General features: G+C 40.5%; 14 protein-coding genes. All 14 read left to right on the forward strand.

The genetic code is table 11. The features are described 5' to 3' along the window. Nucleotides 1–21: 21 nt before the first annotated feature. The 14 genes from DW182_RS14605 to DW182_RS14670 all read left to right on the forward strand — a co-directional run bounded on the left by DW182_RS14605 (nucleotide 22) and on the right by DW182_RS14670 (nucleotide 20,263). A complete protein-coding gene (locus DW182_RS14605) occupies nucleotides 22–1,689 on the forward strand; it encodes a RagB/SusD family nutrient uptake outer membrane protein (RefSeq protein WP_118216648.1) in 1,668 nt (555 codons plus the stop codon). A 33-nt stretch (nucleotides 1,690–1,722) separates the two neighbouring features. Continuing rightward, on the forward strand, nucleotides 1,723–2,829 hold the full coding sequence (locus DW182_RS14610) for a glycan-binding surface protein (RefSeq protein WP_118295955.1): 1,107 nt from the start codon (nucleotides 1,723–1,725) through the stop codon (nucleotides 2,827–2,829). 120 nt (nucleotides 2,830–2,949) lie between these two features. Then, the gene (locus tag DW182_RS14615; RefSeq protein ID WP_233564165.1) at nucleotides 2,950–4,740 is read left to right on the forward strand and encodes a hypothetical protein; all 1,791 of its coding nucleotides are present in this window, start codon (nucleotides 2,950–2,952) and stop codon (nucleotides 4,738–4,740) included. Beyond that, nucleotides 4,737–7,952, forward strand: a complete 3,216-nt coding sequence (locus DW182_RS14620) for a carbohydrate-binding protein (protein ID WP_118295956.1) — start codon at nucleotides 4,737–4,739, stop codon at nucleotides 7,950–7,952. The genes DW182_RS14615 and DW182_RS14620 overlap by 4 nt, the downstream gene beginning before the upstream one ends. Beyond that, nucleotides 7,949–9,070: a glycoside hydrolase family 26 protein gene (locus DW182_RS14625; RefSeq protein ID WP_007660325.1), complete on the forward strand. Its 1,122-nt coding sequence runs from the start codon at nucleotides 7,949–7,951 to the stop codon at nucleotides 9,068–9,070. The genes DW182_RS14620 and DW182_RS14625 overlap by 4 nt, the downstream gene beginning before the upstream one ends. 28 nt (nucleotides 9,071–9,098) lie before the next feature. Beyond that, the gene (locus DW182_RS14630) at nucleotides 9,099–10,397 is read left to right on the forward strand and encodes a cellulase family glycosylhydrolase (RefSeq protein ID WP_118295957.1); all 1,299 of its coding nucleotides are present in this window, start codon (nucleotides 9,099–9,101) and stop codon (nucleotides 10,395–10,397) included. Next, nucleotides 10,394–12,838: a glycoside hydrolase family 3 N-terminal domain-containing protein gene (locus DW182_RS14635; RefSeq protein ID WP_118295958.1), complete on the forward strand. Its 2,445-nt coding sequence runs from the start codon at nucleotides 10,394–10,396 to the stop codon at nucleotides 12,836–12,838. The genes DW182_RS14630 and DW182_RS14635 overlap by 4 nt, the downstream gene beginning before the upstream one ends. A gap of 5 nt (nucleotides 12,839–12,843) precedes the next feature. Next, nucleotides 12,844–14,100, forward strand: a complete 1,257-nt coding sequence (locus tag DW182_RS14640; RefSeq protein WP_118295959.1) for a uroporphyrinogen decarboxylase family protein — start codon at nucleotides 12,844–12,846, stop codon at nucleotides 14,098–14,100. 24 nt (nucleotides 14,101–14,124) lie between these two features. Next, on the forward strand, nucleotides 14,125–14,763 hold the full coding sequence (locus tag DW182_RS14645) for a B12-binding domain-containing protein (protein ID WP_029429433.1): 639 nt from the start codon (nucleotides 14,125–14,127) through the stop codon (nucleotides 14,761–14,763). Nucleotides 14,764–14,780: 17 nt separating this feature from the next. Then, nucleotides 14,781–15,479, forward strand: a complete 699-nt coding sequence (locus DW182_RS14650) for a vitamin B12 dependent-methionine synthase activation domain-containing protein (protein ID WP_021967927.1) — start codon at nucleotides 14,781–14,783, stop codon at nucleotides 15,477–15,479. A 5-nt stretch (nucleotides 15,480–15,484) separates the two neighbouring features. Next, nucleotides 15,485–16,495, forward strand: coding sequence for a uroporphyrinogen decarboxylase family protein (locus DW182_RS14655; protein WP_118295960.1), 1,011 nt, complete (start codon nucleotides 15,485–15,487; stop codon nucleotides 16,493–16,495). A gap of 92 nt (nucleotides 16,496–16,587) precedes the next feature. Continuing rightward, the gene (locus tag DW182_RS14660; RefSeq protein ID WP_118295961.1) at nucleotides 16,588–17,700 is read left to right on the forward strand and encodes a glycoside hydrolase family 26 protein; all 1,113 of its coding nucleotides are present in this window, start codon (nucleotides 16,588–16,590) and stop codon (nucleotides 17,698–17,700) included. Between the two features lie 14 nt (nucleotides 17,701–17,714). Beyond that, the gene (locus DW182_RS14665; RefSeq protein ID WP_118295962.1) at nucleotides 17,715–18,890 is read left to right on the forward strand and encodes a glycosidase; all 1,176 of its coding nucleotides are present in this window, start codon (nucleotides 17,715–17,717) and stop codon (nucleotides 18,888–18,890) included. Then, entirely contained in the window at nucleotides 18,878–20,263 is a 1,386-nt protein-coding gene (locus DW182_RS14670) for an MFS transporter (protein WP_118295963.1), read from the forward strand. The genes DW182_RS14665 and DW182_RS14670 overlap by 13 nt, the downstream gene beginning before the upstream one ends. Nucleotides 20,264–20,288: the final 25 nt, after the last annotated feature.

Below are 20,288 nucleotides of genomic sequence, written 5' to 3' on the forward strand. Positions count from 1 at the left end.
TAATTCAATTCAAAGAAAGTTATGAAAAAGATTATATTAAAATCAGTCATATTGTTGTGGGCGGCTGTGGCTGCATGCTCTTGCGACAACCTGTTGGAAGAGAAAGCATACGATTTTGTTTCTCCTGAGCAGTTGGGAGACAGTGAAAGCGCTGCTTCACAACTTGTAACAGGAGCTTACAATACCATTATTACCAATTTTATTGCTCCGGGTTCTTATCTATATCTCACGAATATGGATTGTGACTATGCTTCTGGTGCTTCATGGGCATTTGGTAATGTGGGAGCTGGTAATCCGCAGGGATTTTGGGGAATAGACCACATGTGGCAAGGGTGTTATACTTTGATTCATCGTGCTAATTTGGCTACTTCTAAGATTACTGCAATGAACAATCTAACCCCTGAAAGTAAGGAAGATGCTTTAGGACAATTATGTTTCCTGAAAGCATGGGCTTATTTTAATCTGGTCAGAAATTATGGTCCGGTACCTATTTTCAGAAAATCTATATCAGAAGGTGAAGATATGCATCAGGCTCGTTCTTCCGTAGCTGATGTTTATGCACATATTATTGAACTACTGGATCAGGCAGAGAATATGTATTCTAAAAATGATGCGGGTTTTATCGAAGGACATGCTTCAAGTGGTGCAGCAAAAGCACTATTAGCAAAAGTTTATGCAACAATGGCATCAGGGGCAATGTCCGGAGTACCCATTGTTGTTAAAGGTGGAAAACCTTCTAATCCGGAACCACAAGCAATTACGCATACCGCACAAACTGTGGCCGGATATGAAAGTTTTGATTCGAAAAAGTATTATGAGCTGGCACGTGATAAGGCATGGGAAGTAATACAGGAGTATACCTTGTTTGATAAATATATGGATGTGTGGTCCATTGCTAACCGTAATAAGGGGGAACATATCTGGATGGCTCAGGCTAAAAGTGCTGATGCTGATTTTGGTAATACGATTTGCCAGGACTATGTAGGTATCTTTAAGGAAGACGGTACGATGGAAGGTAACTGGTATGGAATGCGTGACCACTGGTATTTACTTTTTGAAGAGAAAGATAAGCGTGCTGTAGACGGAGTTATACACCGGTATGCTTCTGGTGGTATTTCTAATGGAAAGGTGATTTATAATTATTATCCACGTTGGTATGCTGATAAAGTAGCCAATAAAGAGGTTTATGATAGTGAAGGCAATGCATTTGATGGTACGGAAGTATATCAGGAAGGCGAAGGTTGGACATTAGCAAAGTTGACTAAATTTACATTTGTGACAGATCGTAAACAAAAGAACAGTGATTTCCATTTTCCACTGCTTCGTTTGCCGGATATTATGCTGATTTATGCGGAAGCTGTGAATGAATTGAATGGTGGACCGGATGCTGAGGCTTATAATCAGGTTAATAGAATCCGTACACGTGCAAATGCGACTCCGTTCTCTGGCATGAATCAGAATGAGTTCCGTTCTGCTGTACTTGAAGAACGTGCCCGCGAGTTGGCGTATGAAGCAGATCGTCGGTACGATTTATTCCGCTGGGGTATTTATTTGGGAGTAATGAATGCTATTGATATGGATGAGCATAATGTTACTAAACGTCGTTTGGAACGTAATTTGCTTTATCCGCTGCCTATTAGTGAAGTCAATGCCAATGATAAGATTGACTCTAATAATCCGGGTTGGTAATGAGTATTCTGTATAAACTTAAATGAAGAAACAATGAAAACATTAAAATATACTTTATTAGTTTTGGCGATATTAGGGTGTGGTGCATTCTCATCCTGCTCTGATGATGATGAAGCGATTGCTCCCTTAAGTGTAGCAAAGGTGTCTACGGTGACTGACCGTAAGGAAGCTATTGATAAAGCTAATCTTGCACAATATATTATTGTGCAAGGTACTGGGTTGAATGCTGTTACATCTATTTTAGTGAATGATGTTCCGGTAGACATGTTAGAGGCATACATAACATCCAATGAAATTACATTTCCTATTCCGAGGGTGATTCCTGAAAATGTAAATAATCTGATAACCTTGTCAACTGGTAGCGCAACGGTAACCACACCTCTTTCTGTCTTTGTCCCGGATTTGCGGATTGATGGTATGTATAATGAATTCACTCCTGCAGGCGAAATGATGAAAATTGTGGGAGACTATTTTGATCTGTATGAGATAACTACTGAATCGGGTAAGTTATACTTTGGTGACCGTGAGATGGAAATTGTAAGAGCGGTACAGGATACTTTATATTTCAAACTTCCTGCTGATGCTGTAGCTGGTGCTAAAGTTAAAATTGTCAGTCCGGTTGCAGGAGAGGTAATGGTTCCTGGAAAATATAAAGAAAAGGGCAATATGCTATGTGATTATGACCCATTTACAGGATGGGGAGGTGGACAATATCTGAGTAGTGGTCCTACCCCGGTAGCTATTAGCGGACAATATTGCCGCTTCAATATAGCCAAAGGCGATGCAAATGATTGGGACTGGAATTCAGTGACTGGTATCTCACAACTTGCTGTTGAGTATTTCCCGGAAGTACTGGCCAATCAAAATAATTACTTGCTGAAGTTTGAAGTGAATACATTGAAGCCTTTGACTAAGCGTCAGATTCGCTTCTATTTCTCTCAGATAAATTATGACTGGGAACCTTTTGCTTCAGGACTTGCTTTAAATACAAATGGTGAGTGGCAGACAGTAACTCTTGAATTGGGTACAATGTGGAAGGGAAGTGTTCCTGCCGATGGTGTTCTACAGATCATGGGTAACAGTTATGCAGAAGATACCGATATCAGTTTTGACAATTTCCGTATTGTGCCTAAAGACTAAGTACTGGCTATATCCTTTTATAAGGTTAAAAGAACAGTTTTTCAGATGAGAGTATAATTTCAAAAGAGAGGCAGTTATGAAAAACGGGCTACCTCTCTTTTATCCTTTAAAAAAGCTTGAATGATGATACGAAAAATCCAATATATATTTATTCTATTATGTTTACCTGTCAGTTTGTTGGCACAAGAGAAATTTAATATTAGAGGAGTACTTCCTTGGCATAACTTTCTTTCAGGTCCTACGGGCTGGAATTTGGAAGACTATCGGGATTATCTGGACGAATGTCAGCAATATGGTATTAATTTTATTGGATTTCATAATTATACCGGTGGGGGTGAACGTTATGCCACTTATGTGGAACCGATGATCAAGATAGAATATAAGGATATTCTTCCTCAAGCTTGTTTTGATAATTCTCTTACTGCACGTTGGGGGTATTTACCCATGAAAGTGAAAGATTATGCTTTCGGTACTGACCGTGTATTTTCTTTGCCGGAAGGTGCGGAGGCTTTTGGTAGTGATGCTTCTGTAACTTCTTCTACTCCACGAGAGCATTATGAGAAATCGCAGACGTTGATGCGTGATGTTTTGAGCATGGCTCATGAACGTGGTATACGTATGGCAATGGGATTTGAATTTGGAGTAATTCCTCCTGAATATTTTTCTTTGAATGTAGCGGGCGACTGTTTTTACTGGCCTGGGGAGTCTAACATGATTCCGAATCCAAAAAGTCAGATAGCGATAGAGATACATTATGCAGCGCTTGATAATGTTTTGGAAACCTATCCTGATATTGATTATGTCTGGTTATGGTTGAATGAACACTCATTTATGGGAGTGAATATAGAGAAAGCTTTGGAGAATGCTTCTTTTGCTGAAGCATATAACGCCGGACAAGGTTATTTTAAAGAGGCAGCTGATAGTGCAGCCCGTTTTGTCGGAGTTTGGGCACTTGAATATATGAAATTGACATCGGACTATTTGAAATCTAAAGGTTCGAATGCAAAAGTAATTCTTGGAGGATGGGGAGGCGGTCATCAATTACCTTCCTTATTGAAAGGACTGGACAGAGCTCTGCCAAAGGATATCATATTCAGTTGTTTAAATCCTGATTTAGGAAAAAGTCCACAGCCTGAATTCTTGTCTGATATAGCTAAGAACAGAACTGTGTGGGCAGTACCTTGGTTAGAGGGAGATCATCAGCTTTGGCATTTTCAACCACGTGTAGAAATGATGCGTGATCATGTGAAACTTGCTGCAAAGCAGAATCTGGATGGGGTGATTGCTATTCACTGGCGTACGGAAGAGCCTCGTTTTAATTTTAGAACATTTGCTCATTTTGCTTCAAATAAGACAGACAACAAGACTGTAGAACAGTTATATGAAGAATATCTGACTGAGGATATGGGTAATAAGGTTGCAAAACTATTGGCTCCTCTGTTGGCACAAATGGATATTAAACAAATACAATGGAATGTCCCCTCACCAGAATTTTATGCCTTCACTCCTGAATGGGGATTATTGGATGATCAAAATGTGAAACTGCGGGAAAGTTTGATTCGGACTGCTGAACAGGTACTGAAAAAAACAGAGGGCAGCCAGCGAGATAATTTGCAACGTTTCATTGCAATGTTCCGTTTTGAATTGCTATTGGGAGAGGTTGATAAAGCTATGATGCCTGCATTTATTCTTAAGAAGAATGACAGACAGGGCGTTGCGGCCAGTTCGTTCGAAGAATATGAAGAGGCTTATCGTAGCCTTATAGCGGCTCCGGTGAAAGATATGTTTGAGACTTATATGCAAAGAATTCATTCTCGTGGAGAATTAGGTGTGTTAAGCTCTTTAAACCAGCGTTTATGGAGAGAATACAATGATTTGAAGTCTTATCTTGAAACAAAATTGAAGAGATGATGAAAGATTGGAAGAAATATTTATTAGGATATTGCCTGATAGCTGTTTTAGTTCTACCTGTTCAAGCACAGATTTTACAAATAGGTAGTGGAACCTCATTAGAAAACTATGCAGCATCGGAACTGCAGAGATACTATTATCAGCTATCCGGTAAACTTTTGAATATCGAGAGGACAGCCTCGACAAATCTAAAATCAGATTTTATATTAACTACATTAGATAATCCATTAGTGGATGATTGGCAAAAGAAAGGTATACTTAAGCTAAAAGAGAAGCCAGGAGAACAAGGGTATATACTTCAAACAGTAAAGAATGCAGGTCGTCGTACTTTATTGATTGCCGGAACAGATCCTTGCGGGTTACTTTATGGAGTATATGGCTTACTCGAGGATCATTTGGGAGTGCGTTTTTATATGAGTGGTGATATCTTGCCTGAAAAAAGAATGAGAGGTCACCTTCCTGTGATAAGCGATGTACGTACTCCTCAAATGCGTATTAGAGGATTTCTTCCATGGACCAATTTCCCGCAATCAGCTACTATTTATTCCTGGAATGATTGGAGGTATGTTATTGATCAAGCGGCAAAAATGCGTATGAATTTTATTATGATTCATAATTATAATGGTTTTTGCGGGCATAATGAAACTTTTTATAATTTTGAATATAATGGCTATTTATCCAGAGGGTGGATGCCGACTATAAAAACAGGACATGGCTGGTTGTGTCCGGGATGGGATATTAATGAATACCGTTTTGGGGCTTCTGAAATTTATGATGATTATGATTTTGGAGCAGATTATGGACTTCATAATGAGACATTGACTAATAGTCAGATAAAAGAAAAAGGTGAAACCGTTTTTCGTAAGGTGATAGATTATGCACATCAGCGCGGAGTAAAGATTGGATTAGGACTTGACATTGATGTGATTCTTCCTGAATATCAAGTATCTGCTGATGAACGCGGTGTAATTGCTGCGCAAACAGCACAGTTAGCCAAGCAATATCCATATTTGGACTATTTGTTCTGTTTTCAATCAGAGGGGAGCAAAGATTCTATTTTCTATGCTAAATGGCAGAGGGTTTTTGATGGTTTTTATGAAGATATGAAGCGGCTTTCACCGTCAACTCACATTGTTGTATCAGGTTGGGGAATGACGGCGGAATCTGTTGCTCGCCTACCGAAAGATGTTATTTGTGCTCCGATATCTTATTATTCCGCAGCGTTTGAACCGGGGAATATATATGGAGAGCGTGAATATTGGGGATGTCCATGGTTAGAGAGAGATTGGAGTAGTTCACAATATTATTATCCTTATAATGTGGATTTATCAGAAACAATTCATGCTTATGAGAAAGCTTCGGAGAATATGAAAGGATTTTATGCTTTAACTTGGCGTTTAACGGATGCAGTTTCTCCTAAAATGTGGTATATAAGTAAAGCACCTTGGTATGAAGCTGAAGAATTGAACTCTTCGGAAAAAGTTTATGGAGACTATGCTAAAACAAATTATGGAGAGTCTGTTGCTAAACCGATTACTGCCATTATAAATCAAAATGAACCATTTGCTACAGATTTTGCAGAGTGTCAGGCGACACCGGGTTTTAATGAGGTTGTAAATACTTATCCTTTAATGAATATTCAGTCGTTATCCTTTGCCGGAAAACATGGTGAACTTATGAAGATAGATGCAGTAAACTTTCAGGAAAAGAAAGGAACAAAAAATGCGCCAAGTGATGAGGGAGGAGAATGTGTAGGTTATATAATGGCTGGTGATTGGTTGAAATATGATCAGGTTCATTTTAAGGATGATGTTTCTTTCATATCCCTCAGAGTTGCTTCTGCTTCAAATGGAGGTATTATTACTATTTCGGTAGGGAAGCTTGATGGACCTATTATTGCTTCGATTGATGTAAAAAACACAGAAGGGTGGCAGACATGGAAAAGCTTGACTGTTCCAGTTAAAATAGATAAAGGAATTTATTCTCTTTATGTTAGTTTTCATCCTTTCAACGATATAATACAGGCTAATAAATTGGCTGAAAAGCAATTGAATACGATTGATAGTTGCATGGCTGTGGTTACTAATTTAGGGCAGAAGAAACGATTATCTCATTTACGTGCACGTATTGCAGGTGCTAAACACCATATTGCACTAAATTCTGAGTTTGAAAAATACCAATGGACTGATTTGCCGGGTCAAATGGATAGTTGGGCTCGTAGTTTCTTGTACCGTATTGATGACATTTCATCTTTTGGAAATATTATGAGTACACAGAACCGTTTTGTACAGCAGAATTACGTAGAGAAGATAAATAAATTACGTAAATACCAAAGAGTGAAAGCTCCTTCCCATGTTACTGCTAAAGGAACGCAAAATGGAGCGTTGGTGACATGGCGTAATGAAGAACCGGGAGCAGACATTTTTGTTGTGTGCCGGGATGGTAAGGAAATTGCATCACTACCTATCAGTGCTAATCAATATGTCGATACATTTAATGGAAAAGCCTCCTATACAGTATATGTGATTGATACGGATGGAAATAGAAGTCTTCCTAGTATTCCGTATTATTGCTTAGCTGGTGATGCCGATAATGAGGCTCCTGTTATTGTAAATCCTTCTCCAGTGACCTCGGTTGCTCAGGGACATGATGTTAACATAAAGCTGTCTATGGTTGATAATCGTTCCGTTGAAGATCTTTCTGCTGTGCTTCATTATCGTACTATAGGTTGTAAAGAGTGGAAGCAGATACCGTTTAAACATAGAATAAGAGCTGCTTTTGCGGTAACTGTTCCTGCTGAAGAGTTTTCTATTCAAGGAATGGAATATTATATTACTGCCTCTGATTCCCGTAATGTGGCTATGTATCCGGCAGACGCACCTGCACGACTCCATACAATTATTGTGACGGGCAGTGGAAGTAATAAATTACCTTCTCCGGTTGTAAGACTCACTGCCAGTAATCGGTTAAAGTGGGAAAAAAATCCTGATGTGGATATGTATCGGATTTATCGTAGTAAATCTTCTGATTTTGCAACGGATGCTTCTTCCTTTATAACATTTGTAGGAGGACAGACAACTTCTTTTTATGATAATGGGATAGATTTGGACGGCACTTCTTTGAAAGGAACTTACTTTTATCGTGTGACGGCCGTTAGCAGTGATGATATGGAAAGTAATGCTTCTGAAATCATTAAAATAGATTATAAATGAAAAGAGTATATATTTATATAGTGATTGCTCTATGTGGAGTTTCTGCATGTACCTCTTCTCGTCAGCGGATTTTGGAAGATACCAGATTGGGCTTAGTGGATAAACACGCTACCGACTTAACTGCTATTCTGTTTCATAATCTGAAGCAAATGACCGGAAAGTATGTAGTATATGGGCAACACAATTATGAAATGGATGGATTTAATTCGGATACCAGCCGTTGGCGTGATGAACAGAATCGTTGTGATGCTTATGATGTGACAGGGGCTTATCCGGCCATGGCCAGTTTTGATTTTCTGCATTTCACGAATCCGGTCAGTTGGGAGACGAAAAATCTGGATTATATTAAGAGTAAATTTTATGCTGCTTATGAGCGTGGAAATGTGCTCACTTTTTGCTGGCATTACTATAATCCGGTTACGGGGAATAATTTCTATGATACTACGCAGGTGGTGAAACATATTCTTCCTGGCGGATCACGTCATGAAACATTTAAAAGCGATTTGAAGATTATTGCAGACTTTGCCCATAATGCTAAGAATCATGCCGGTGAACTGATTCCTATTATTTTTCGACCTTGGCATGAGTTTGATGGAAATTGGTTTTGGTGGGGAAGGAACCATTGTACAGTAGAAGAGTTCAAAGAACTCTACCGTTTTACTGTCACCTATTTAAGGGATTCTCTGCAAGTACATAACTTTTTATATGCATTTTCTCCTGATTGTGGATTTACGACTGAAAAGGAGTTTTTGGAGCGCTATCCGGGAGATGAGTATGTGGATGTAGTAGGTATGGATAATTATTGGGATTTTAGGCCGGATGGTGGAGATACAAGTTTAGTCGTATTGAAATCTCGCATTCTGACTAAATATGCCAAGGAACATAATAAGCTGTCTGCTATTACTGAGACTGGAACGCAGACTAGAGACTCTTTATGGTATTCACAACTACTGAATATTTTATATTTTGAAGGAGTAGAGTTGAATTATTTGTGTACCTGGTCAGGTTTTGCTCCTTATAAAGGACATCCTGCTGCATCGGATTTTTATCAGTTTAAAGAAGACTCTTTGATTTTATTTGCTGATGAAGCACCGGATTTTTATGTTCTGACCAAATGAAATAATATTATAGAAAAAACAAATAGCCATGAAACAGATAAGTATTCTCTTTTTCACTCTTCTGCTGTTGGGAGCATGTGTGAAAGCACCTACGCAGACAGATAATTTTGTGAAGATTGTTGATGGACGTTTCTCTGTCAATGATAAACCGTATTATTATATTGGCACTAATTTTTGGTATGCCGCTATATTAGGATCACAGGGGCAAGGCGGTAATCGGGAACGTCTGCTTAAAGAACTTGATTTCATGAAAGCCAATGGTATTACTAATTTGCGTGTATTAGTTGGCGCAGATGGAATAGATGGAATTATGACAAAAGCAGAACCAGCGCTTCAAACGGCTCCCGGTGTGTATAATGATACTATTTTTGATGGCTTAGATTTCTTCCTGTCGGAGTTGGGCAAAAGAGGTATGCACGCCGTACTGTTCTTAAATAACAGTTGGGAGTGGTCCGGAGGATATTCACAATACCTCTATTGGAGTGGTCATGGTGAAATACCTATGCCTAAAGTGGCAGGATGGAATGCCTTTTCAAACTATGTTGCCCAGTATGCAAAATCAGAGAAAGCCCATAAATTATTTGAGAATCATGTACGTCAGGTGGTGAGTCGTGTCAACCGCTATACTAAGCTGAAATACAGTGATGATCCGGCTATCATGGCATGGCAGATAGGTAATGAGCCCCGTCCGTTTGGTGAGGAAAATAAGGAGAGTTTTGCTAAATGGATAGCTGAATGTGCTGCACTGATTAAGTCTATTGACCCTAATCACTTGATCTCCGTTGGTTCGGAAGGTATGGCAGGTTGTGAAGGAGATTTGGGTTTGTGGGTGAAACTCCATCAGGATATCAATATAGATTATTCAACGATTCACATCTGGCCGAATAATTGGGGGTGGATAGATAAGACTGATATTCCGGGAACCTTGGATAAAGCCATTGCAAATACTCGTGAATATATTGATGTACATGTTGCGGAAGCACAAAAAATGAATAAACCGTTAGTTCTTGAAGAATTTGGACTGCCGAGAGATAGCGTGATGTTTGATAGGAAGAGTTCTACAGTTCTGAGAGACCGGTACTATGAAGAAATTTTTGAAATAGTAAAAGAACATGCTATACAAAAAAGTGTATTTCAAGGATGCAACTTCTGGGCTTGGGGAGGATTTGCACAACCACAACATCTTTTCTGGCAAAAAGGAGACGACTATATGGGGGATCCGGGACAAGAAGAACAGGGGCTGAATTCTGTATATGATATCGACACTACAGTGAAGCTTGTTGCGGATATTGTGAATGAAATAAACCAAATCATTCAGATGAAATGAAAAAGAAAGTCATATGCTCAGTTTTGTTAGGCTTGATGGTATCTGGACAATTAATAGGAGCAGATTATATTAAGCCGAAGAAAGATAAAAAAACAGGAATATCCTACTATGATCTGAATAAGAACGGCCATCTTGATATCTATGAGAATCCTGCTTTTGCAGTAGAAGAACGTGTCCGTGCTTTACTCTCTCAGATGACTCTAGAAGAGAAAGTCGGCCAGATGCTTACTTCTTTAGGATGGCCGATGTATGAGCGCCAAGGGAATACAATCCGCCTGACTGAGCAATTGGTTCGGGAGATTGAAGAGTATCACACTGGTTCGCTTTGGGGATTTATGCGTGCTGACCCATGGACACAACGTACGTTGACTACCGGGTTAACTCCTGCATTGGCAGCCAAGGCTTCAAATATGCTTCAAAAATATGCAATAGAACATGGGCGTTTAGGAATTCCCCTGTTTTTGGCAGAAGAGTGTCCGCATGGACACATGGCTATCGGAACAACTGTATTTCCGACGTCTATTGGGCAGGCCAGTACCTGGAATCCTGAGTTAATCAGAAAAATGGGGCGTGCTATTGCTACTGAGGCAAGTGCACAGGGAGCGCATATCGGTTATGGTCCGGTACTTGATTTGGCCCGTGATCCCCGCTGGTCCAGGGTAGAAGAAACGTATGGTGAGGATGCTTATCTCAATGGCGTGATGGGGGCTGCTTTAGTAAAAGGTTTCCAAGGTGAGTTTCCAAGAACTAAAGGTAAAGTAATCGCTACTTTAAAACATTTTGCTGCTTATGGCTGGACAGAAGGCGGACATAATGGAGGAAGTGCTCATGTTGGTAATCGGGAAATGGAAGAAGTTATTTATCCCCCTTTCCGGGAAGCTGTTGCTGCCGGAGCATTGTCTGTGATGAGCTCCTATAATGAAATCGATGGTATTCCTTGTACTGCTAATTCTAATTTATTAACCGGATTATTGAAAGAACGTTGGCAATTTAAAGGTTTTGTCGTTTCTGATCTTTATGCAATCGGAGGGCTTCGGGAACATGGAGTTGCAGATACGGATTATGAGGCAGCAGTGAAAGCTGTAAATGCGGGTGTGGATAGTGATTTAGGAACAAATGTTTATGCCGGGCAATTGGTAAATGCCGTAAAAAGGGGAGATGTGCAGGAGGTTGTGATTAATAAAGCTGTCAGCCGGATACTTGCTCTAAAGTTCCATATGGGTTTATTTGATCATCCTTTTGTTGATGAGCGGGAACCGGAACAAGTCGTGGCATCAACAGAACATCTGGAATTGGCTCGTGAAGTAGCTCGTCAATCCATCATTTTATTAAAGAATAAGAATGAGTTGCTCCCTTTGAATAAAAAGATGAAGACTATTGCGGTTATTGGTCCGAATGCTGATAATATATACAATATGCTGGGAGATTATACGGCACCTCAAAGTGAATCTTCGGTAGTTACGGTATTGGATGGTATCCGTCAGAAAGTTTCCAATGATACACATATTATATATGCTAAAGGGTGTGCTGTGCGTGATTCTTCTAAATCGGGTTTTCAGGAAGCAATAGAAGCAGCCCGGCAGTCGGATGTGGTTGTAATGGTGATGGGTGGTTCCAGTGCCCGTGATTTTTCTTCAAAGTATGAAGAAACGGGTGCAGCAAAAGTCTCTGATAGTCATATCAGTGATATGGAGAGTGGAGAGGGCTATGATCGTTCTACTCTTGAGTTGCTGGGAAGACAGCGGGAACTGATACGAGAAGTGGGAAAATTAAATAAACCTATTGTATTGGTATTGATTAAAGGGCGCCCCTTATTACTGGAAGGTATTGAAGCAGAAGTCGATGCTATCGTTGACGCCTGGTATCCGGGTATGCAAGGAGGAAATGCAGTTGCCGATGTATTGTTCGGTGATTATAATCCAGCCGGGCGCTTGACTATTTCAGTACCACGCTCTGTGGGACAGCTTCCGGTATATTATAATACAAAACGGAAAGGAAACCGCAGTAAATACATAGAAGAAGAGGGTACACCTCGCTATCCTTTTGGTTATGGACTCAGCTATACATCTTTCAATTATTCGGACTTGAAGGCGGAGGTTGTAGAAGCAGAAGATAGCTGCCTGGTAAATATTTCAGTGAAGGTACGGAATGAAGGCTCACGGGATGGAGATGAGGTCGTTCAACTTTATCTTCGTGATGAAGTGGCCAGCTTTACTACTCCTTTTAAGCAGTTATGTGGATTTCAACGGATACATTTGAAAGTTGGTGAGACAAAGGAAATAACATTCCGGTTAGATAAGAAATCACTGGCACTCTATATGCAAAATGAAGAGTGGGCTGTAGAACCCGGTCGTTTTACATTGATGCTTGGTGGTTCTTCTGAACAAATTTATCAGCAAAAAGAAATTGAGATAACCAAAAGATATACTTTTAAAATGTAAATATCATGAGTAAATCAAGAGATAGAGTGCTCCAGGCACTGAATCATCAGAATACTGATTATGTTCCGGTAGATTTTGGTTCTACTGCAGTGACAGGTATTCATTGCCGTATTGTAGAAGCTTTACGAAATCATTATGGATTGGAGTCTAAGCCTGTGAAAATAGTGGATGCTTTTCAAATGTTGGGTGAAGTTGATGAGGAACTTGCAGAACTGTTGGGAGTAGATTGTATAGGTATTGGTGGAGCGAAGGATATATTTGATCTGGATACCACACAACTTCATGAACAGGTCACTCCGTGGGGGCAGCGTGTATTAGTTCCTTTGAGTATGGATCTTACGCCGGATAGTCAGGGAGATGTTTATGTTTATGCCGGTGGTGATAAAACATATCCTCCCAGTGCTGTGATGCCCAAAGGATGTTATTTTATCAATGCCATTGAAAGACAGCAACCTATTGATGAAGAAAAATTGAATCCCGAAGATAATGTTGAAGAGTTTACATTGTTGACGGATGCTGACCTTGCTTACTATAAAGAACTAGTGGATAAGGTGTCTGGTTCAGGAAAAGCCGTAGTTGCCAGTTTCGGAGGGACGGCTTTAGGGGATGTAGCATTTGTTCCGGGTATGGGATTGAAAGAACCGAAAGGTATCCGTAGTGTCGTAGAATGGTATATGTCGACAGCTATGCGTCAGGATTATCTCCATCAGGTATTTGAGAAAGAGATTGATATCGCGATAGCCAACTATGAAAAACTTTGGAATATATTGGGAGATAAAATCGATGTTGTACTGACTTGTGGAACTGATTTCGGTTCTCAGGAATCTCAGTTCTGCTCTCTTGATACGTTCAAAGAACTTTGGTTGCCTCATTATCGTCGTATGAATGACTGGATACATCAGCATACTACATGGAAAGTTTTCAAACATTCATGTGGGGCTATTATTCCTATCCTTCCGGGTTTGATAGAGGCGGGGTTCGATATTATCAATCCGGTACAGATTAATGCCAAAGATATGGATTCACATAGGCTGAAGGAAGAGTTTGGTTCTCAACTCACTTTTTGGGGTGGGGGAATCGATACGCAACAAATATTGCCCTTTGGTACTCCCGATGAAATCCGTCGTCATGTGATAGGACAGTGTGAGATCCTGGGGCGTGATGGAGGTTTTATTTTTAATGCAGTGCATAATATACAGGCTAATGTTCCGATTGAAAATGTAGTTGCTTTATTTGATACTTTGAAAAGTCTTAGAAATTAATAACCTAAATATAGAAAAGTAATGATGAATAATCTGAATGAATTATATGATGCAATTTTGGTAGGTAAACTGGAAGATGCAGTAAAAGTAACCAAAATAGCAGTTGAAGAAGGAATGACTCCTCATGAAATTATAAACCAATACATGATTAAAGCGATGGAGGAAATCGGAAGTCGTTTTGAGGCTGGTAAAGTTTTTGTTCCGAATCTTCTGATGAGTGCCCGTGCCATGCGTGGTGCTTTGGATGTCCTGAAACCTTTGATGCAGGGACAAGTCGATTCTTATATTGGTAAGATTGTGATAGGTACTGTAAAAGGAGATCTGCATGATATCGGTAAGAATCTTGTAGCTTCCATGTTTGAAGGGTGTGGCTTTGAAGTTATTAATCTGGGAGTTGATGTGTCGAGTGATAAATTTATCAGTGCTGCTCTGGAGAATAAGGCGGATATTATTTGTATGTCGGCTCTACTTACCACGACCATGAACTATATGAAGGAAGTAGTTGCAGCCGTTGAAGCTTCCGAATTGAAAGGAAAGGTGAAGATTATGGTTGGAGGAGCTCCTGTGAATGATGCTTTTGCAAAAGCAATAGGTGCCGATGCATATACCAGTAATGCCAACGCTGCTGTTGTAATGGCCAAGAAACTCATTGCTGCAAATTAATTTTTGAAAAGAATCTTATGATGAATAGGGAGATTTATCAATACGAGCTACCTTGGAATGCACTTCAACTTAATTCGGAAGATATTTATCTTTCAATGGGAGTTGGTTATGTCCCGGATGAAGAGATGCTAAAGCAACTTGATCTTTTGAAAAAAGAGATTGCTGTTCGATGTCGTCCACGTTGCCTTTATGCTTTTTTTGAAGCCAGCCCGGCAACTAAAAATCATATAGGCATAGATGGTATGGAGCTACATACCGGTGCAGTTATTACTCCCTATTTGTTGGATGCTGACCGATATGTACTGTTTATAGCTACTGCTGGACAGGAGTTCGAACAGTTCCAGCATGAAGTAAAATCTTCCGGTGATATTTTGCAGGAGTTTTTGCTTGATTCCTTGGGCTCTGCAATTGCGGAGGCAGTTGTACGCGAAGTGTGTAGTAAAGTTGAAAACTATGTTTTGCCACTGGGATATGGTGTAAGTCATCCGTATAGTCCGGGATATTGCGGTTGGCATGTGACACAGCAAAAGTTTTTATTTTCTTTACTGCCGGAACAACCTTGTGGAGTTCGTTTGAGTGAGTCCTCTCTAATGTCTCCCATTAAATCGGTAAGTGGAGTAATTGCTGTAGGTGAGAGAATCGTGAAACGTAAATATGGCTGTGAGCTTTGTGGCAAAGCAGACTGCTATAAGAATAGAAACAAATTAAAAAAGTGATTACCATGAATATATCAAAATGGATTGAAGATATAATTACTTCTGATAAAAGTTTGTCTATGCCTATCATGACTCATCCGGGTATTGAATTATTAGGTAAGAAAGTACTGGATGCCGTGACTGATGGCGAAGTTCATTTCCAAGCTATTCATGCTTTGAATGAGCGCTTTCCCCAGGCTATGGCATGTACTGCCATTATGGACCTGACTGTAGAAGCTGAAGCTTTTGGGAGTCAACTCTGTATGAGTGAACATGAGGTTCCTACGGTTACAGGCCGTTTGTTGACCTCATTTGAAGAGGTGAACGCATTACAGATTCCTTCTTTGGATAGTGCCAGAGTTCCCCAGTATCTGAAGGCGAATGCTATGGCTGCTGCCGGAATAAATAAACCTGTCTTTGCCGGTTGTATAGGTCCTTATTCACTTGCCGGACGGTTGTTTGATATGACTGAAATAATGATGGCGATATATACTGAACCTCAGACTGCTACTTTATTACTTGAAAAATGCACGGAATTCCTTCTTAGTTATTGTCTGGCAATAAAGGCAACAGGAGTGGCCGGAGTCGTAATGGCAGAGCCAGCGGCGGGATTACTTTCTGATGAAGATTGTTTTCAGTATTCTTCATTATATGTAAAGCAGATCATTGAAGAGGTACAAGATGATTTGTTTGCAGTGATTCTTCATAACTGTGGTAATACAGGACATTGTACTCCTGCCATGTTGAAAACCGGTGCTAAAGGATATCATTTTGGAAATAAGGCTGATATGGTAGAAGCGCTGAAAGTTTGTCCTGCAGATGTATTGGTTATGGGTAATCTGGATCCGGTTGGTATTTTCAAGATGGCCTCGCCGGAAGTAGTTGCCCGTCAGACAGAGGAGCTTCTGAATCGCACATCTTCATATCCGAATTTTGTAATTTCAAGTGGTTGTGATACCCCTCCGGAAGTTCCATTTGCCAATATTGAAGCTTTTTATCAGGCAGTGGAGAGATATAATAATGAGTGTGGCAGATAAAGACAAAAAAGAGATAAAATTGTATCAGTTTATCCGTTTACAGTCAGCTATCTTTGTCGTGTAAAATAAATGGGAACCTAAATAGAATAAAAATGAATAAGCTTAAAGGGATTGCGTTAACATTGGCCACTACTGCTCTTGTAGCATGTGGACCGGGTCAGAAACAGTCAAATTTTAGTTCGTCTTCTATGCGTACAACAGAAACGGAGAATTTACTTGCTAACCTTAAAAAAGTATCATCTAAAGGGATTATGTTCGGACATCATGATGATACTAACTATGGTATAGGCTGGGATGGTGAAGAGGGACGCTCCGACGTAAAAAGCGTGTGCGGAGATTATCCCGCTGTTATCAGTTTCGATCTGGGACATATAGAACTGGGTGATACAGTGAGTCTGGATAATGTTCCGTTCAGTAAGATTCGTCAAGAAATACTGAACCAATATAAAAGAGGAGGAATGTCTTCTTTGAGCTGGCACTTACGTAATCCTCTGACAGGTGGAGACTCATGGGATGTATCAGATACAACAGTGGTGAAGTCTGTTCTTTCTGGAGGAAGTAATCATGAGAAATTCACCGGCTGGGTAAGTAAAGTTTCTGCCTTTATTAATTCTCTGCAGACAGAGGATGGAGTAAAAGTCCCCGTACTTTTCCGACCGTGGCACGAGCATACAGGTAGCTGGTTCTGGTGGGGTGAGAAGCTCTGTACTCCCGAAGAATATAAAGCACTTTGGCAAATGACGGTGGATATTCTTCGTGAAGATGGTGTGAATAATGCTCTTTATGCTTACTCCCCCGGTTCCGAGCCACAAGATACTGTACAATACCTGAATCGTTATCCGGGAGATGAACTGGTTGATGTAATCGGCTTCGATACTTATCAATTTGATCGTGATAGTTATATTGCTAATCTTGAAAAATCGCTTGCCATTATAGATAGTATCGGTAAAGCACACAATAAAGTAATTGCTATCACTGAAACCGGATATGAGGGTATTCCCGATTCGAAATGGTGGACCGGAACTTTGCTACCTGCCATTGAGAAATATCCGATAGCTTATGTGTTGGTATGGCGCAATGCCCGCGAGCGTGTTACTCATTTCTATGCCCCTTATCCGGGACAGATTTCAACTGATGATTTTGTAGAATTCTATAAGCATCCTAAAACCTTGTTTGCGGCAGATGTAAACTCTTTATATAAATAAGAAAAAATATCAATATGGAAACTTTTAGTGATAAGGTAAAGAGACTCTTTCAGGAACACGAAGAGCTGATAACAAGAAAGAATGAGCCGGTAGAGGGTGGAAACGGTATTTTCACACGTTACAAATATCCGGTAGTGACGGCGGCACATGCACCTGTCTTTTGGCGATATGATTTGAATGAAGATTCCAACCCTTATCTGATGGAGCGTATTGGCATTAATGCAACCCTTAATTCAGGTGCTATAAAGTGGAATGGTAAATACTTGATGATGATACGTGTGGAAGGTGCCGACCGGAAATCATTTTTTGCGATTGCGGAAAGTCCGAATGGAATCGATAATTTCCGCTTTTGGGATTATCCCGTAACTATGCCTGAGGACTTGATTCCGGCTACCAATATTTATGACATGCGTCTCACAGCCCATGAAGATGGCTGGATTTATGGTATCTTCTGCGCCGAACGCCATGATGATAATGCACCTTTGGGTGATTTATCTTCAGCTACTGCTACGGCCGGCATTGCCCGTACAAAAGATTTGAAGAATTGGGAGCGCTTGCCAGATCTGAAATCCAAAAGCCAGCAACGTAATGTTGTGCTTCATCCGGAATTTGTAGATGGTAAATATGCTCTCTATACTCGTCCGCAAGATGGATTTATCAATGCCGGAAGCGGTGGCGGTATTGGTTGGGCTTTGGTGGACGACATGACCCATGCAGAAGTGAAAGAGGAAAAGATTATAGATTACCGCTATTACCATACCATTAAGGAAGTGAAGAATGGCGAAGGACCTCATCCGGTAAAAACGTCGAAAGGTTGGTTGCATCTTGCTCATGGGGTACGTGCTTGTGCTGCCGGATTACGTTATGTACTTTATATGTATATGACTGCCTTGGATGATCCGACAAAACTTATTGCCGCTCCCGGTGGTTACTTCATGGCACCTGTGGGAGAAGAGCGGATCGGTGATGTAAGTAACGTACTTTTTGCTAACGGTTGGATTGCCGATGAAGATGGTAAGGTGCTTATCTATTATGCTTCTTCGGATACACGGATGCATGTGGCTACTTCCACAGTGGATAAGTTGGTCGATTACTGTATGAACACGCCGGCTGACGGTTTGTCTTCTTTCGCCTCCGTAGAGACTCTGAAGAAACTCATTGATAAGAATCTGAAGATATGGCGACACTAAAAGAGAAAATAGGTTACGGTTTTGGTGATATGTCTTCCTCTATGTTTTGGAAGATATTCTCCTACTATCTGCCCATATTTTATTCAAATATATATGGTTTGAGTTTAGCAGATACTGGGGTTTTGTTGTTGGCGACACGCATCTGGGATGCTGTATCTGATCCGATGATGGGAGTGATAGCAGACAGGACACAAACCCGTTGGGGAAAATACCGTCCTTATTTACTGTGGATTTCTCTTCCGTTTGCTGTTTGCGGTGTGTTGCTGTTCACAACTCCTGACTTTGGCGCAACGGGTAAACTTGTCTGGGCATATATCACTTATATGCTGATGATGACGGTTTATACAGCTATCAATGTTCCATACGGAGCTATGTTGGGGGTAATGACGGATGATTCGGACACGAAGACTGTTTTTTCTTCTTACCGGATGTTCTTTGCCTATGGTGGTAGTTTTATTGCTTTGTTTGCCTGGGAACCGTTATGTGCTTGGTTTAAGGAAATGACGGGTTCGCTGACCGTAAGTTGGCAGTATTCCATGATTGTGATTGCTGTATTCTGTTTCGTTATATTCTTGCTTTGTTTCAGTATGACGCGGGAATACATAAAGAGTGTCTCTACGGTCTCTATCGGCAAAGATATTAAATCATTACTCGCTAATATTCCTTGGTGGCTGCTTATCGGTGCGGCATTGTGCTCTAATTTATTCAGCACGGTGCGTGGTGCTACAGCTGCCTACTTTTTCAAAGATTATATAGGTGATGGCATATTCTTAAGTTTGGGTGACTTTTCACTCTTGTTTTATGCCGGATTGTTTCTGAGTGTCGGAGAAGTTTCAAATATGATTGGAGTTGTATTAGCAGTTCCCCTTTCCCGTTCATTAGGTAAGAAATCCACTTATATTTCGACTATGGGTGCTTTGGCAGTATTAAGTATTTTGTTCTTTTACCTGCCTTGTACGCCATTAGGTTTTTGGTTGATGCTGGTTATGCAAGTCGTCATATCTGTTTGCACAGGTATTGTATCCCCGTTGGTATGGAGTATGTATGCGGATGTTTCGGATTATGCTGAACTGAAAGACGGAACGGCTTCAACAGGACTCATTTTCTCTTCTTCGTCTATGGCACAGAAGTTTGGCGGTGCGTTTGGTGGTGCTGCCGTCATGTGGATTCTGGCTGCATTCGGTTACAATACAGCGGAGGGAGCAGCACAGACAGAAGAAGCATTGACCGGACTGAATTTGTTGATGAGTTGGATACCGGCTGCCGTGGCTGTTTTGGCTATGATAGTCGTATACTTTTATCCATTGACGACGAAACGCGTTGCGGAGGTCGATGAAAAACTGAAGAAGATACGGGCTGCCAGTTATGAGTGACGGGAAATAATCGGTATTTGTAAAT

The sequence above is a fragment of the Bacteroides sp. AM16-24 genome, from assembly GCF_003471885.1.
In the GTDB taxonomy this organism is placed as follows: Bacteria; Bacteroidota; Bacteroidia; order Bacteroidales; family Bacteroidaceae; genus Bacteroides.

Bases quoted from the DNA above. Each gene is read 5' to 3' on its own strand.
- DW182_RS14605 (WP_118216648.1), top strand. From the start codon at position 22: ATGAAAAAGATTATATTAAAATCAGTCATATTGTTGTGGGCGGCTGTG.
- DW182_RS14610 (WP_118295955.1), top strand. From the start codon at position 1,723: ATGAAAACATTAAAATATACTTTATTAGTTTTGGCGATATTAGGGTGT.
- DW182_RS14615 (WP_233564165.1), top strand. From the start codon at position 2,950: ATGATGATACGAAAAATCCAATATATATTTATTCTATTATGTTTACCT.
- DW182_RS14620 (WP_118295956.1), top strand. From the start codon at position 4,737: ATGATGAAAGATTGGAAGAAATATTTATTAGGATATTGCCTGATAGCT.
- DW182_RS14625 (WP_007660325.1), top strand. From the start codon at position 7,949: ATGAAAAGAGTATATATTTATATAGTGATTGCTCTATGTGGAGTTTCT.
- DW182_RS14630 (WP_118295957.1), top strand. From the start codon at position 9,099: ATGAAACAGATAAGTATTCTCTTTTTCACTCTTCTGCTGTTGGGAGCA.
- DW182_RS14635 (WP_118295958.1), top strand. From the start codon at position 10,394: ATGAAAAAGAAAGTCATATGCTCAGTTTTGTTAGGCTTGATGGTATCT.
- DW182_RS14640 (WP_118295959.1), top strand. From the start codon at position 12,844: ATGAGTAAATCAAGAGATAGAGTGCTCCAGGCACTGAATCATCAGAAT.
- DW182_RS14645 (WP_029429433.1), top strand. From the start codon at position 14,125: ATGAATAATCTGAATGAATTATATGATGCAATTTTGGTAGGTAAACTG.
- DW182_RS14650 (WP_021967927.1), top strand. From the start codon at position 14,781: ATGATGAATAGGGAGATTTATCAATACGAGCTACCTTGGAATGCACTT.
- DW182_RS14655 (WP_118295960.1), top strand. From the start codon at position 15,485: ATGAATATATCAAAATGGATTGAAGATATAATTACTTCTGATAAAAGT.
- DW182_RS14660 (WP_118295961.1), top strand. From the start codon at position 16,588: ATGAATAAGCTTAAAGGGATTGCGTTAACATTGGCCACTACTGCTCTT.
- DW182_RS14665 (WP_118295962.1), top strand. From the start codon at position 17,715: ATGGAAACTTTTAGTGATAAGGTAAAGAGACTCTTTCAGGAACACGAA.
- DW182_RS14670 (WP_118295963.1), top strand. From the start codon at position 18,878: ATGGCGACACTAAAAGAGAAAATAGGTTACGGTTTTGGTGATATGTCT.